Source organism: Duganella sp. GW821-FHT07G03, assembly GCF_059418605.1.
In genome coordinates this window covers 30,534-46,782 of record NZ_JBWKQE010000021.1, presented here as the reverse complement: position 1 = coordinate 46,782, position 16,249 = coordinate 30,534, and the positions used below count along the sequence as shown (strand labels likewise).

Below are 16,249 nucleotides of genomic sequence, written 5' to 3'. Positions count from 1 at the left end.
GGTCGGGCTTGGACTGAAGGACGGAAACTTACCAACCGATGCCAAATATCAGGTGCTCCGGTTGCACCGCCATGATGGTCGAGCTTTGATTGGCCACATCGTCATATGGGAAGCCGTAGGCCAATCCGCGTACGCCGTGGTCATGCCAGAACTTCGCGTAGGCATTGGCCGGCGCGCCGCCGTACCAAGCTGGCGGCGTGTTCCACTGGCTCGCATCTTCCATGACGTGACGGTTGAACGCCGCGCAGACCTGTGCTTCGATGGCCAGTTCGGTGCCGTTGCCGTTGGCTAGCGCTCCCGCGCCGTTCAACACATCCTGCGTGCTGGGCTTGCTGACCAGGTAGTCGCCGCCCACGTAGGCGCCGTTGTTCAGGTTTAGCTCGGTCAGCACCAGCTGGTTGTCGCGCACCCCGCCCTGGAACCGGCGCGCACCGACGTCCATCGACAAGGTATGGCCGCCGTAATAACTCCACGTTTGATCGATATAGGCGTCGAAATAGTGGGCGTTGGCCTGGCCTGTGCCGAAACTGCCGTTGGTCGGCGCCGGGATGCGAATGGCGCCGGGCGGCGGATGGAAGGCGGCCGGCGTCTCGGCCAGGAAGGCGCTGAGGAGGGTTGCGCGGTCCTGGTTGATGCCGGTCTGCGCATGCACGCTGTTGCCGGAGCCGTAAAGGTCCAACAGCAGCGGGAAACTGAACTGGTCGACCTGGGTCGTGTTGATCCACAGGCCGGCATTGTTGTAGCTGAACTCATACCAGTCGAAATTGACGTCGATGTTAGGATCGGTAGGATTGAGCACATTCGGTCCCGCGAAGCCCACATTGCCGTTGGCGTCGTTGAGGATCTTGATATACATCGGCCCGCCCAGCGAGACGAACACGCGGCCGGAATCCATCTTCGGCAGCGTCAACTGCTTGCTCTGGGCAAGCGTGAAGAAGTAGTTGCTGTAGTTCTGGCCATTTTTGCTGAGGTGGCCGCCGGCGTCATTGTCGGCGGCCGAGGCGGCGACGATGGTGCCGTCGGGTTTCAGCCATGAGAACTGGCCGGTGGCCGGATCGCGCGCGATCACGGCCACATACACTTGGTCGTCGCGGAACGCGCCCTTGGTATTGTTCTGCAAATCGACGCCGATCACGCCGGGGCGCGCAGTATACGCCGGAGCGGGGCGGACGATCAAGGCCGCCGCATTCGATGTCGCGCTTGCACCGCTGGCGTCGCTCACCTTGACGTCGTACAGCGCGCCGTCGTCGCTCGTGGTGACTGGAGGCGTGTTGTAGCCGGCTAGGGTGGCGCCGCCGATGTCGACCCCATTCTTGCGCCACTGGTAGTGATATGGTCCCGCGCCAGCGGCACCGACGGTGAATGCCGCGCTTTGATCCAGCAGCACGGTTTGGGTGGACGGCTGCGTGAGGATAGCCACCGGCGGCGGAGTGGCAGCGCTGTCGCCGTCGTTGTAGACGCCGAACTCGTACAGCGAGTAGCCATACTGCGACGAGCGCCGGCTACCATACAGGCGGACGTAGCGCGCGGTCACCTGCGCGAAGGTACACGTCTCGAGTCCGCCGGTTCCCGCCACTTGCGAATATACCGTTGCCCAGGTCTGATTGTCGTGCGAAGTCTGGATTTGGTACTCCGTGGCATACGCCCCCTCCCATTGCAGCGAGATGCGGTTGAATGCCAGTTCGGAACCGAGGTCCACCGCCAGCCAGGAGGGATCCGTGAAGGTCGAAGCCCAACGCGTATCGGACCTGCCGTCGACCGCGTTGGCAGCGCTAGTGTCGCCGTTTTCCACACCGCTTGCGGTGGCCGGGCGGCCCAGAGCCAGGTTAGTGGTCGATGCGACCGGCGCGAATGTCGCTGCGATAGCATGCGCTGCGATTACGTTGTCGAAAGTGTAGCGGTCGCGCGGCGCGATGGCCTTGCCGTCGACAAGCAGCGAGGCGACCGCATAGCCGGTGGCCGGGGTGAAGGTGAATGTCTGGCCGGCGCCTTGCGCCACTTGGCTGCCGGTGGGGCTGACGGCGCCGTGGTCGCCGGTGCTGGCCGCAATGGTGTAGTGCGGCGTCGCGGTGCTGTTATATATTTCGAACTCCAACAGGGAGTAACCGTATTGTGACGAACGCCTGGTGCCGTACATGCGGACAAAGCGCGCCGTCGTCATCGGCAGCGCGATATCTTCGGTGCCGCCGGCGCCGTTGTCCTGGGCGTAGAGCGTGGCCCAGTTCTGGCCGTCGGTCGATGCCTGGATCTGATATGCGGCGCCGTAGGCCGCCTCCCAACGCAGCACCACGCGGTCGAAGCTGAGCGAAGCGCCCAGGTCGACGGCGATCCATGACGGGTCGATGAAGGCTGACGACCAGCGCGTTCCGGTGTTGCCGTCCACCGCATCGGCGTCATGGAAGCCTTGGTCTTGCACACCGCTGCTGGTTACGCGCTTGCCGAATGCGAGGTTGACGCTGGCACCTGCCCCCGCTGTGCCAGCGCCGGCCTGTCCGCCTGGCGCAACTGGCGCCGTGATGACGGTCAGCCTGGCCGCCTGGCTGCTGACACTGCCGGCACCGTTGCTAACGACCACCGAGATCACGGCGCCGTCGTCGGCCGCTGTCGTGCTGGCGATAGTGTAGGCCGGAGCCTCCGTCACCGCCAGCGGCAAGCCGTTTTTCAGCCATTGGTAGTGCAGTGGTGCGGTGCCGCTGGCAGCGATCATGAATGTCGCGTCCTGGCCGGCATTGACGCGCTGGTCGACCGGCGGTGAGATCATCGCCGGCGGAACCGGCTTGTTGTATAGCTCGAACTCATACAGCGAGTAGCCATATTGGGATGAGCGCTGGGTGCCGTACAGCCGGATGTAGCGTGCCGTCGTTGGTGCAAAGCCGAAGTCCTCGATGCCGCCGACACCTGCGGTCTGGGTGTAGACCGTACTCCAGTTAAGCATATCGTCGGATACCTGGATCTGATAGGCGGCACCGTAGGCGTTTTCCCAACGCAGGACGACACGATTGAAAGTCTGGGGCGAGCCCAGATCGATCGACATCCAAGATGGGTCGGCATGCGCTGACGACCAACGCGTATCGGCCTTACCGTCTACGGCGGCGGAGGCGGGGTGGCCATCATCTTCCAACGCGCTGGAGTCGGTGGGGCGGCCCAGCGCCAGGTTGATGCTGGCGGCTTGTGGCCCGAAGGTGGCGCTGATGCGGTGCGGCGCCTGCAGGTTGTCGAAGGTGTAAGTGCTTTGGATGCCCAGGCTCTTGCCATCGACCGTCAGTCCGGTGACGGCGAAGCCGGGTGCGGGGGCGACGGTGTAAACCTGGCTGCCACCTTGGTAAATCGCAGTATCGCCGCCTGGCGTCAGCGCTCCGTTTGCGCCGCTGCTGGCCGATATCACATACTGCGGCGTGGCGGTGGTGTTGTACACCTCGAACTCGAACAGCGAATAACCGTATTGGCTGGAACGGCGGGTGCCATACATGCGCACATAGCGGGCGTTGACGGCGGCGAATCGGATGTCCTCCACACCGCCGACACCACTGGTTTGGGTGTATACCGGAGTCCAGCTCTTTTGGTCGCCGGACACCTGGATCTGGTACGCCACGCCATATGCCGCTTCCCAGCGCAGTACCACGCGGTCGATGGTCTGGACCGCGCCGAGATCGACGGCAATCCACGACGGGTCGGCGAATGCCGAAGACCAGCGCGATCCTGCGTTGCCATCCGTCGCCGCAGCCGCCGAATCGGTGTCGCCTTGCGAACCGCTGGCGCTGACGTGTCTGCCCAGGGCGAGGTTGGCGCTGGGGCCCGATGGCTGCGGAGGTGGCGTATTGGTGTCGCCTCCGCTGTTATTGACCGGTGCGGTCACGGTCAGCGTCGCGCCGGCGCTGGTGACGCTGCCGCCGCCGTTGCTGATCACCACGCTGTATTGGGCGCCGTTGTCGTCGGCGCCGAGTGGTGGGGTGATCAGCAGCGGGCTCGCGGTGACACCGGCCGGTGCGCCGTTTTTGTACCACTGGTAGCTGAACGGGCCGTTGCCGTCAACCATGACGCGCCACTGGGCTCTGTCGCCCTGCTGCGCGCTCTGGTCAGCAGGCTGGAGTGAGATCACCGGTGGTGCGATGGTGGCGCCGCGGACGCACAGGGCCCACCCCGGCGTGTTGACGATAATGCCGGCGACCGTGTTGCCGTTCGAGAAGGCGAAGTAGGCGCTGCTTGGGTCGTTCGGCACCGGCGTCGTGGTCCAGCTGCCCCAGGGTGTGGGAAAGCCGCAGGCTGCATAGTTGGCGCCGGCGATGGTCATGGCTTCGGCGCGGGTGGGCAGGCGCATGCCCACCGAGGCGCAGTATTGGGCGGCGACAGGTTGGGTGAATTGCGCGCCTTGTTGCTGGAAGGTGGTGACGTACTGCTGCCATTCCAGCTGGCTAAGATTATCCTTCACGGTCGGCACGAAGGGACCGGATGGAATGCCGGGTATCGTGGAGCTGTACTCTCCAGACAGCGCTCCTTGCAGCGCATAGCGCTCGCCGGCTCCGCATTGCGGCACATCGTGGACTTCAAATTCGAACAGCGAATAGCCATAGGCGGTGGCGCGAGCGGTACCCAGCATACGCACGTAGCGTGCGCTGACGCTAGGGAAATGCAGCGTCTCGGTGCCGCCGTGCCCCACACCCTGCGTATATACCGTGCTCCAGCTGGCGTTGTCGTCGGACGTCTGGATCTGATAGGCGGAGCCATAGGCGTTCTCCCACACCAGCGTCACTTGATTAAAGGTGCGCACCGCGCCCAGGTCCAGCGCGATCCAGGACGGATCAACGCCCGGCGCCGAGGCCCAGCGGGTGGATGTGTCACCATCGATCGCAAAGTTCGCGGCACTGGCGTCGTTCTGCCGGCTGCTCGATGTCGCGCTGGCGCCGACGGCGAAATTGACGCCGCTGCCGCCGCTGACGTCGAGCGTTGCAACCCGGCTGGTCACGCTGCCTGCGGCATTGCTGACGATGACGGTGTAGTCGCCGGCATCCTTGGTCTGTGCGGCGGCGATGACATAGCTGGCGTCGTCGCCTCCGACCGCCACTGCGCCGCGCCGCCACTGGTAATGCAGCGGGGCGGAGCCATTGGCCAGCACACTGAAGCTCAGACCCTGGCCGGACGAGACCTTTTGGCTGCGCGGTGCGTTGATGATCGATGGCGCTATCGGCGCGCCCACCGTCAACACCGCACCGGTCGAGGTGACGCTGCCGACGCCGTTGCTCACCACGACGCTGTAGACGGCACCGCTGTCGGCCGCCTGCATCGCCGGCGTCGCGGTGACGCTGTCGGTGGCGCCGGGGATGGTGACACCGTTGCGTAACCACTGATAGCTCAACACCGGGGAGCCCGCCGCCGTGACCGAGAACTGGGCGCTCTGGCCGCTGGCGATGCTTTGCGCGGCGGGTTGCGTGACAATGGACGGAGCGCTGGGCGCCATCACCGTCAGCGTGGCGCCGCCGGAGGTCACGCCGGCGACCTGATTGCTGACCTGGACGCTGTAGCTCGCGCCATTGTCGCCCAATTGGGCGACGGGCGTGGTGTAGTCATAGCTGTTGGCGCCGGCGATAGGCTGCTGGTTTTTCAACCACTGGAAACGCAGCGGACCGGTGCCTGAGACCAGCACGGTGAAGTGGGCGGTCTGTCCGACCGCGACCAACTGGCCGATAGGCTGGGCCACCAGTTGCAGCTCGCTTGGCGCTGGCGCGGCGACCTGCAGTGTCGCACCGTCGTAGTACGCCGGGCTAGCTAATGGCTGCACGTCGAAGGTGACGCTGCCGTCGCCCAGGTGGTCCGCATGCGCACTGACCGTCACCGTGCCCGGCACAAACTGGGTCTTGACGGCGACCTTGGCGATGCCGCCTTCAGCCGACAAGTTGGGATCGCCGGGAGCGTGGAAGCCCGCAGGCTGGCCGGCGCTGACCGCATGGTCGGCGCCGCCGCGATAAGTGCCAGGACCGCTGACGCTGAAGGTCAGCACCGGCTTGGCATCGAACACGCGATTGTTGTTGGCGTCGACTACCGTGGCAGTGACGAAGGCGGCGTCGCTGCCGTTGGCGCTCAGGACAAAGGCATTACCGTCCGGCTTCACCAGTTCCGGCTCGACCGTCAGCAGCAGGTGGTCGGCGGGACCAGCGGTGACCAGCTGGTCGCTGGCGACCACGTGGCCAAAATTGTCGAGGCAATCGGCGGTCAGGGTGCCGGGCTGCCAGTTCACGTCCCAGTGCGCTTGCGCCGGCAGCAGCGTGGTGGCCTGACTGGTGTCGGCGCTGGGATCTGCGTCCTGCGCATTGGGTGCCACGTCGGCTCCCTGTTGTTGGCCGTTGATCAGCAGTCTGACCAGCGGGCAGTTGCTGAAGGCGTTGACGCGCACCATGCCGGCGCGGTTCCAGTGGTGGCCCAGTTTGACCACCGGCTTGACGTCGAACGGCGTCCAAGCGGCCTGGTAGATGTAGTACAGCAGTCTGGGCTCCCGGTTGCCGTCCATCATGGAGGCGGCGTTACCGCGCACCATGGTCGCTGCCATGCCGTCGACCTGGGTTTCGATCTCGCCCGGGGTATCGGCGAGATACCAGTGTGCAATGCCGAAGGACTTGGCGCGCACGCTGTTGCTCCAGTCCTTCAGGTACGGCGCGGCGAAGGCCAGCTCAACGTCGTAAGCGGCGCGCGCGGCGCCCATGCCCCAGTATTCCGAACCCCAGGCCGGCACGTCGGGAAAGGCCCGTTTGGTCAGGATGTCGCAACCCTGCTGGCTGCATCCGAGGATGTCGCCGTTGGCTGGATTGGGCGTACGGTCGGACTGGGCTCGCGGCTGGATGGGATCCCAGACGTGCGACAGGGCTTTCAGACTTTGGGCAAAAGCCGTGTCGGTGGCGCCGTTGTCGGCCTCCCAAGCCAGCACCGAGGGGTTGTTGCGGCCGTTGACGATCACGTCGCGGTGCAACTCCTGCTTGAGCAGCGCGTTGTCGGCGCTGGTGCAGTTGGTGGTGATGGCGGCGTCGCACAGGATGGCGAAGCTGTTCTCGCCATCGCCCGACGGTTGGATCACCATCACGCCGTAGGCGTCGGCGGCATTGAGGAATTCAGGCCCTTCGCTGGAGTGGCCGGGACGGTACAAGCTGCCGCCGGCGTTGGCCAGCAGGCGCAGGTCACGCCATTTCTGTTCGGCAGGCATGGCCGAGCCGAGCGCGGGATAGTCATAGCGGCCTGACGCCCCCCACAGATAATGAGGATGGCCGTTGATGATCGGGAAATTCTGGTCCCACGAGATGGTGCGTATGCCCAGCGGGGTGCTGACGGCATCGACCACGCTGCCGGCGATGCTCACGCTGTGCAGCACGTGGTACAAGTAGGGTTTGCCGTAGACGCTGTTGTTGGGATACCAGAGCGTAGGATAGGCGACCGTCAACGTCTGGTCAAAGGCGATCGGATGCAGGCCGGGCAGTACATTGGCCGGCGCGACGCGACTTTCCTGCGCGGTCGCCACGACATTGCCGGCGGCATCGACGATCTGCGTGGTCAGCGTGACCTGCTGGTCGCCCGCATACTCGTTGAGCACATTGGTGCGCACTTTAATGGTCGCCGATGCGGCGTCGGCGCTGAGTGTGGCCACATGGGTGCCCCAGGTGTTGAGCACTGAGTAGACGTTTTGCGGAATGTGCACCCGGTCGGTGATGTGCATGCGCACCGGCCGGAACAAGCCGGCGTCGGATTGGCCGAAGCGGAAGGCGCCGGAAAAACCAGGCGACTTGAAGAATTTGTCGCCGCGCGCCACCTTCACCGCCAGCACGTTATCGCTGCCGTCGAACTTAACGCTGTCGGTGATGTCGACCACGAAAGGTACAAAACCGATCACGTGGGTCGCGTTGGGGTTAACCGTGCTATTACCGGGAACGAATTTGCCGTTGATGTAGACTTGGGCGCCAACGTGGGCGCCCTCGAACTCGACGAAGATCTTGCGGTTCGCGTAGTCCGGCGCGAGCTTGAAATGCTTGCGGTACCAGTTCAGATTGCCCGTTAACTGGCCTTCGTTGCCACCCGCTTCCAGATTGAGGAAAGTATCCTGGTCGCTGGGCGATTGCGGCACGCCGACTGCAGCCCAGCGGCTGTCGTCGAAGGCCGGCGCCATCGCGTTTTGCGGATCGACGTCCTTGATATAGCGCCAAGGCGTTTCGCCCAGATTGATGTTGACGCGATTCGACACCGGTGCTGCCACGCCCTGCGCGCCAGCGCCGGCGAATCCGCCGAGTGCCAGCAGCGCCGCCATCAGCAGCCGGACCGATCGCCGTCCTATCCAGCAGCTCTTGCCAAGTTGAGTCATGCTATCTCCATGTTGTTATTGTCCATGTGTGTTATTACGCGCCTGCGGTTTGCGCGGCAGCAGATAGCGCCAGGCCAGGCCGGGAAACGCCAGCACAGCGAACAGCGCCAGGGTGACGACCCGAATTTCCCATCCCATCGGCGGCGCACTGCCACTGCTGGTCTGCAACAGCGTGGCAATGCCCATCCACATGCCGTAGCACAGCAGCCATGCAATGGTGTCGAGCCAATGCGCGGGAAGGGGCGCCGGCGGCGCATACAGACGGCGGCCAAGCGCGCGGGCAAACGGCAGGTTGGCCAGCGCGCCGGCCAGTATCAGGTTGATCCAGACTGCTAAACTGGTATTCACGATGGGCTCCTCACAGGCTGCCGTAGGAGTGCAGGCCGGACAAGAACATGTTCACGCCCAGGAAGGCGAACAGCGTCACGCCGAAGCCGACTAGCGACCACCAGGCCAGCAGCGTGCCACGGACGTTCTTGACCAGGCGGGTATGCAGCCACGCCGCATAATTGAGCCAGACGATCAGCGCCCAGGTTTCCTTGGGGTCCCAGGACCAGTAGCCGCCCCATGCCTCGGCGGCCCACAGCGCGCCGAGGATGGTGGCGATGGTGAAGAACACGAAGCCCAGCGCGATGGCCTTGTACGACAATTCGTCGAGCCAGGCGCGCGAGGGCAGGCGGCTGGCGAAGGTGGGATGGCCGGCCAACAGCCAGGCCGCGCCAAACACCGCCGCGATGGAAAAGGCACCGTAGCCGATGAAGTTGGCCGGGACGTGAAGTTTCATCCAGTAGGACCGCAGCGCCGGTATCAGCGGCTGAATTTCATGTGCGCCCATGCCGTATCTGAACATGAACAGCACGGCGGCGGCGACTGGCAACATGGCGAATACGCCCAGTTGGCGGCTGCCGAACTGGCGCTCCAGATGCAGGTAGAGCAGGGTCGTCATCAGGCTGAACAATACAAACACCTCGTAGAGATTGGAGACGGGGATGTGGCCGATGTCGCTGCCCAGCAGATAGGATTCGTACCAGCGCACCAGTAGTCCGGTCAGACCGAACAGGCAGCCCAGCCATGCGGCGCGCGCACCCTGGTTCAGCCAGTAGGCGGAACGCCGCCACCAGCCCATCCCGTACATGACGGTCGCGCTCCAGAAGCCCAATCCCATCCACATGATTGCGCACTGGCTGGACAGGAAGTACTTGAGCGCGAAACTGCGGTCGGCATTGCTCAATTGGTGGCCGTAGAGCGCCAACGCGACCAGGGTCAGTGCCGCGCTGGCGAGCGTAAGCGCTTGCAGTGCGCGCCAGAGCAGGGCCATGCCGGCCAGGCCGGCGGCGCTGAAGAGCAGGATGCCGATGTCGAAGCTGTCGAGCGATGCGGCGTGCCGCAGCAAGACGTAGCAGCAGGCGCCGGCCAGTAGCGACAGGTACAGGCAGTCGCGGATCAGGCCGGTGCTGCGGGTTGGCGACGGCGGCAGCGTTGGTGGGCAGTGTGGGTAGGTGGACATGGGACTCACTTTGCGGTTGCGGTGGATGGGGCGGCGGCGGCCAGGATCAGGCGGCCGATGGCGTCGCGGTGACGTTCAAATTCATTCTGGAGGGCCGGACTGTGGCGGTTCGCGCTGAACGCCAGCAGCAGCTGGTGTGGATTGGCGTGCAGCCAGAGCCGACGCTCCTGCACGAAGTACATGGCCATCACGCCCAGCGCCAACAGGGCTGAACCCAGATAGACCATCATGGCGCCGGGGGCGTGGGTGACTTGCAAGCCGCTGGCATTGACCTGTTCGTAGCGCTCGAACTGGAACAGCGCGGGCAGCTGCAGCTCCAGTGCCTCATTGTGGGCCTGCAGGATGTCATGCACCAGGCGCGGATCGGCGGGGCGTATCAACTGTTGCGCGGCGCGCTCCAACAGTTCGAGGTACAGGCGGCCGACGCGCATCTGCTGGTCCTGGTCGCCGTCAGCGGGGACCAGTCCGGCCAGCGCGCGATAGCCCTGGACGGAGAAGCCTTGCAACAAGCGCTGGGCGGCCGTTTCCAGTGCCGCGGCCAGATGCCGATCCTGCACGCCGGCGGCCACCGCCTTGGCGGCGCTGGCGCGGCGGGCCGGATCGGCCATGGCCTGCAGCAGTTGGCGATAGCTGCCCAGGCTGGCGTCGGCGTCGGTAGGCAAGCGGAGGTAGCGCAGCGCGGCGTCTTGCTGGCCACGATGGCCGAGCAGGAAGTAGCTGGCGCCGTCGATCATTGCGGGACGCTGGTAGACATGCCACTCGTCGGATTGGCCCAGCTTGTCGCGCAGGCGGAACGACAGCGACGGGCCGACGTCATGCACGCGTTCACCCGGCAAACCTTGCGAGCTCCAACGGCGCTCAGGTGCACGGTCGTTGCTAAAGACGTTGATGGCGCGCAGCTCGCTGAATTCGAGCGTGTACGGCTCGCCATTGAGCAGCAGGGGGCTGCCGCGGCCCACGGTGCCGCTCACGGGCTGTCCGGCTGCGCCGTCGAGCGGCAGCATGTTGAGCCGGACCTTGCTGCCGCCGTCGGCAAATCCCGACTGGAACAGCGTGACGCCGCGATAGGTGTAGGGATGATTCACTTGCAAGGTCACCGGCAGGCGGCGGGCGCCGTCGACGATGTCGATGTCGCTGGCGAAGTCCTTGGGCTGGCCGTTGGCATAGTGCTCGATGCGGAAGCGCTTCAGGTGGACCGCGAATGGCAGTTGCTGCTGCAAATAGCCGTCGCCCAGTTGCAGCAAGGCAGTATTGGAACTGTCGCCCTCGGTGACGTTCATGCTGGCGCGGAAGGAGCCGGCGTCCGCCGGCAGGCGGCTGGCAGCCGGCACCTGCGCCGGTTCCAGGTCGCGGGTTTCCAGTCGCAGCGCGCCGCTGCACAAGCGCAGGCGCAGGCCGACATTGCCGTCCACCAGGCCCCCGGCGCAAATGAGCACCATCGCGCCGTGCACCAGCAGGTAGCCGAGCCGGCGTGCGCCGCCGCTGCGGGAAGCCAGCAGGTAGCCGTTGGTGCTTGCCGCTTGCTTGAAACGGAAGCCTTGCGCGCGCAGGTAGGCGGCCAGCGGCGCGGCCGGCATGCCACCCGCCGGCAAGTCCAGCTCCACGCTGTGCGGGAGCTGGCGCAGGCTGGCCAGGCTCTTTTGCTCGCGGAAGCTGCGCAGGTCGCGCAGCATCGCGGGGGTGTTCTGCCATAGGCAAAGCGTGGTCGAGCAGGCCATGAAGGCGAGCAGCAGGAAGAACCACGGCGCGTGATAGACATCGGTCAGGCCACAGCGGTCGAAGAAGACGGCCCAGAATTCGCCGTAGCGACTGACGTAGGTGACGGCCGGCTGGTTTTGTTCCAGCACAGAGCCGGTGGTGGCAGCCACCGCCACCACGGTCAGGATGGCGATCGCGAAGCGCATGGAGCGCAGTAGGTTGAGCAGCGCGTTCATGCTGCCATCCTTGCGTCCGGTGCGGCGACGCTGGGGCGGCGCATCAGCCAGTAGACGGCGGGAATTACGATCAGCGAAAAAATCGGCGCGCTGATCATGCCGCCGATCAGGGGCGCGGCGATGCGCTTCATGACGTCGGCGCCGGCATCGTCGGAGAGCATCACCGGCAGCAGTCCACCAAGGATCACGGCCACCGTCATCGCCTTGGGGCGCAGGCGCAGCAAGGCGCCGGCCAGGATGGCGCCCAGCGCGTCGGGGTGTTCCTCCATCGCCTGGTCGAGGTAAAGCAGCATGACGATGCCGAATTCAGTCGCCACGCCGGCCAGCGCGATCAAGCCGATAACGACCGCCACCGAAATCTGGTAACCCAGCAGATAGGTCAGCCACAGGCCGCCGATCAGCGAGAACGGCAGGCAGGCCAGCACCAGCGCCACCTTGGCGAGGTCGCGGAAGTGCAGGAACAGCAGGCCGGACACCAGCATCAGCGTCATGCCGATGGCGCTCCACAGGCGCGCCTTGCCTTCCTTGAAGTTCATGTACTGGCCTTGCCAGCTCAGGGTGTAGCCCGGTTCGAGCACCAGCTCCCGGTCCAGCAGCCGCTGGGCCTGTTCGAGGTAGCCGCCGGCATCGGCGTCTTTCAGGTCGACATAGACGTAGGCCACCGGGCGCGCGTTTTCGCTCTTGATCTCGGTCGGACCATCGGCCACGCCCAGGTGCGCCACTTCGCGCAGCGGCACGATGGCGCCGCCGTTGCCCTTCAGGCGAATCTCTTCCAGTCCGCCCAGGCCTTCGCGCTCGCCGCGCGGATAGCGCAGCGTGATCGGATACCGCTCGCGGCCGTCGATGACCGTGCCGATGCTTTCGCCGCCAAGGGCGTTTTGCACGGCGCGCTGGATGTCGGCGACCGACAGGCCGTAGCGTGCGGCGGCCTCGCGCTGGACATCGATATCGATGTAGCGGCCGGACTGGCTGCGTTCGGCGAACACCGAACGGGTGCCTGGCAGCCGGCGCAGCAGGGTTTCCACCTGGCGGGCCTGGCGTTCCAGCGTGGCCAGGTCGGGACCGCTCAACTTGACGCCGAGCGCGCTGCGTATGCCGGTCGACAGCATGTCGATGCGGGTCTTGATCGGAAAGCCCCAGGAATTGGTCAGGCCGGCCAGATGCACGGTCTGGTCCAGTTTCTGTATCAGTTCGGCGTTGTTGCGGCTGGCGCCCGCCGGCCATTCGGCGCGTGGCTTGAGCATGATGCTGGTCTCCAGCATGGACAAGGGCGCCGGATCGGTCGCGCTGTCGGCCCGGCCGGCCTTACCGAATACCCGCGCCACTTCCGGCATCGCCGCGATCAGGCGGTCTGTGCGCTGCAACAGGTCGGCCGCCTCGGCCACCGAGATGGCGGGCAGGGTGGTCGGCATGTACAGCAGGTCGCCCTCGTCGAGCGGCGGCATGAATTCACTGCCGATGCGCTGCAGCGGAATGGCGGTGCTGGCCAGCAGCGCCAACGCCAGCAGCACCGTGGTTTTGGGCCGCGCCAGCGCGCCTTCCAGCAAGGGGCGGTACAGCCGCTTGAGCACGCGGTTAAGCGGGTTGGCCGATTCGGGCGGCAGGCGGCCGTTGATCGCGTACCCCATCAGCACCGGCGTGAGCGTGATGGCCAGCATTGCGGCGGCGGCCATCGCGTAAGTCTTGGTGTAGGCCAGCGGCGCGAACAGGCGCGCTTCCTGGCCGCTGAGCGTCAACACCGGCAGGAAGGAAACGGTGATGATCAGCAACGAGAAGAACAGCGCCGGCCCGACTTCGGTGGCGCTCTTCTGCACCAGTGGCCAGATGTCGGCGCCGCGCGGGCGCGCGGGCTGCTGCTCCAGATGGCGATGCATGTTCTCGATCATGACGATGGCGGCATCGACCATCGCGCCGACGGCGATGGCGATGCCCCCCAGCGACATGATGTTGGCCGACACGCCTTGCAGGCGCATGATCCACAGCGCCGCCAGTATGCCCAGCGGCAGGGTGACGATGGCCACCAACGCCGAGCGCAGGCGGAACAGAAACAGGCCGCAGATGATGGCGACGGCGATCGACTCTTCCAGCAGCTTGTCGCGCAGCGTATGGACGGCGCGCTCGATCAGGCCGGAGCGGTCGTAGGTGGTGACGATGTCGACGCCGGGCGGCAGGCCTTTTTTCAGTTGTTCCAGGCGCTGCTTGACGGCGGAAATGGTGGCCATCGCGTTTTCGCCGTGGCGCATGACGACGATGCCGCCGGTGACTTCGCCCTTGCCATCCAGGTCGGCCAGGCCGCGGCGCGGCTGCGGGCCGGTAGCGACGCGCGCCAACTGCTTGAGACGCAGCACGCCGGCCTCGCTGGCGATGGGGATGTCGTCGAAGTCGGACGGCTGCTTCAGGTAGCCATTCGAGCGCAGCAGGTACTCGGCGCGGGCCATCTCGATCGGCGCGCCCCCGCTGGACTGGTTGGCGTCCTTGATGGCTTGCGCCAGCTGCTCCATGCCCACGCCATGCGCGGCCAGGCGGGCAGGGTCGGCTTCGACCTGGAACTGGCGGGCCATGCCGCCCAGGGTGGCCACTTCGGCGACGCCCGGCACGCTTTGCAATTCCAGCTTGAGGTAAAAGTCTTGCAGCGCGCGCAAACGATCTAGCGGGGTCTTGCCGCTCTTGTCGACCAGCGCGTACTCGAACACCCAGCCGACGCCGGAGGCATCCGGGCCTAGCGTGGGCGCCGCGCCGGGCGGCAGGCGGCCGCTGGCCTGGCTCAGGCTTTCCAGGATGCGCGAACGGGCCCAATACAGATCCGTGCCGTCCTTGAAGATCACATAGACGTAGGATTCGCCGAACATGGAGAAGCCGCGCACGGCCTTGGTACCGGGAACCGCCAGCAGGGCGGCCGCCAGCGGATAGGTCAGCTGGTCCTCCACCACTTGCGGCGCCTGGCCTGGCAGGTCGGTCTTGACGATCACCTGGACGTCGGACAGGTCGGGCAGGGCGTCGAGCGACAAGCGCGTCAGCGATTCAACGCCTCCGAGCAGCAACAGCATGCATGCCGCCAGCACCGCCAGGCGGTGACGGATGGACCAGGCGATGATGCGGGCGATCATGGCGTCATCTCCCGGCCGTGTGGGTGCTGGTGCTGGGTCTCGGCGGCCACGGGGGACGGCGCCATGCTGTCCAGCCGCGCCTGCATCGCCTGCATCGACGCCGCGCCGTCCAGCAGGAACTGGCCGTTGATCGCAACCCGGTCGCCGGCCTGGATGCCGGACAAGATGGCCACCAACTCCTGGTTCTCGACGCCGGTGCTGACGCGGGCGCGGCGGAAGTGTGCGTGTTCGGCCGCCAGCACGACGAAATCTCCGTGGCCGGTGCGGATCACGGCGTCGCGCGGCACGCTCAGGCGCGGCTGTCTTGCGGCCGCGATGTCGACGTCGGCGAAGGCGCCGGGACGGAAGGCGCCCTGCGGATTGGTGAGCGCCACGCGTAGTTTGGCGGTCCGGGTTTGTGGGTCGATCTGCAGCGTGGCGGTGTCGACGCGGGCCCGCTGCTGGACCGATTTGTCCAATGCGGAGCGGAACACGATGGCGTCGCCGTTGTGGATCCATTCCAGCTGGTCTGGAAACAGCGCGATCTCGGCCCAGACGCTGCGGTGGTCGGCGTAGGACAGGATCTGCTGCATGGGATTGACGTAGTTTCCTTCATGCATGGCGAGCGTGGTCACCACGCCGTCATGGGCGGCGCGCACCTGCACCACGTCCTGCACGCGGCGGCTGCGTTCCAGCTGATCGACCAGATCGGCGCCCATGTCGGCGGCGATCAAGCGTTCGCGCGCGCGGAATTTTTCCTTGGACAGGCTGCCGATCATCGCCGCGTTGGAGCTGACGATCGCCATGCTATCGCCCAGCAGGCCATCCTTGCGGGTGAGCAGGTCGATGTACTCGCGTTGGCGCTGTTGCAGTTCAGGGGAATAGATGTCGTACAGCGGCTGGCCGCGCCGCACGGTCTGGCCCACGCCCTGCACGTACAGGCGGCGCAGCCAGCCTTCCACTTTCGGGTTGACCGAGACGGTGGTGCTGTCGTCGGCGGCGATGGTGGCGAAGGCGTGGATGGCGTGCGTCATATCGGTCACGCTGGCGGTGGCCAGCTGCAGGCCCATTTTCTGTTGGGTGGCCTGGTCGACCTGGATCATGTCCATCTGGCCGGTCATGTCGGCGCCGCCGCTGCGCTCCAGACGCATATTGCAGATGGGGCAGTTACCCGGATGGTCCAGCAGGATCTGCGGATGCATGGCGCAGGTGTAGTGGGCTTGCGTCGTGTCGGAAGGAGCTGCGGGGGTGGACCGGGCGTGGTCGCCGCGGCTGGCCAGGTAGCCGGCCAGCGCGGCGGCTGCCACGGTCAGGCCCAGCCCGGCCAGGAATCGTCTGCTTTGCGTACCCATGAATTTCTCTTTTTCTGATGTGTGGGGGGGATGGC

Annotated in this window: 6 protein-coding genes; all 6 read right to left on the bottom strand. The window is 65.7% G+C overall.

The window, feature by feature from the left end:
• Window positions 1–28: 28 nt before the first annotated feature.
• Genes AC07OK_RS23095 through AC07OK_RS23070 form a run of 6 tightly spaced genes read right to left on the bottom strand, consistent with a single transcriptional unit; the run spans window position 29 to window position 16,214 of the window.
• Window positions 29–8,335 (bottom strand): discoidin domain-containing protein, encoded by an 8,307-nt coding sequence (locus AC07OK_RS23095; protein WP_494692484.1) that lies wholly within the window; start codon window positions 8,333–8,335, stop codon window positions 29–31.
• A 15-nt stretch (window positions 8,336–8,350) separates the two neighbouring features.
• Window positions 8,351–8,683, bottom strand: a complete 333-nt coding sequence (locus tag AC07OK_RS23090; RefSeq protein ID WP_494692483.1) for a DUF2818 family protein — start codon at window positions 8,681–8,683, stop codon at window positions 8,351–8,353.
• A gap of 10 nt (window positions 8,684–8,693) precedes the next feature.
• The gene (gene ccsB / locus AC07OK_RS23085) at window positions 8,694–9,842 is read right to left on the bottom strand and encodes a c-type cytochrome biogenesis protein CcsB (protein WP_494692482.1); all 1,149 of its coding nucleotides are present in this window, start codon (window positions 9,840–9,842) and stop codon (window positions 8,694–8,696) included.
• A 5-nt stretch (window positions 9,843–9,847) separates the two neighbouring features.
• Complete coding sequence (locus AC07OK_RS23080) at window positions 9,848–11,776, bottom strand: cytochrome c biogenesis protein ResB (protein WP_494692481.1); 1,929 nt, start codon at window positions 11,774–11,776, stop codon at window positions 9,848–9,850.
• Window positions 11,773–14,883 (bottom strand): efflux RND transporter permease subunit, encoded by a 3,111-nt coding sequence (locus tag AC07OK_RS23075; RefSeq protein WP_494692480.1) that lies wholly within the window; start codon window positions 14,881–14,883, stop codon window positions 11,773–11,775. The genes AC07OK_RS23080 and AC07OK_RS23075 overlap by 4 nt, the downstream gene beginning before the upstream one ends.
• Window positions 14,880–16,214, bottom strand: a complete 1,335-nt coding sequence (locus tag AC07OK_RS23070) for an efflux RND transporter periplasmic adaptor subunit (RefSeq protein WP_494692479.1) — start codon at window positions 16,212–16,214, stop codon at window positions 14,880–14,882. Before AC07OK_RS23070 ends, AC07OK_RS23075 begins: the two co-directional genes overlap by 4 nt.
• Window positions 16,215–16,249 lie beyond the last annotated feature (35 nt).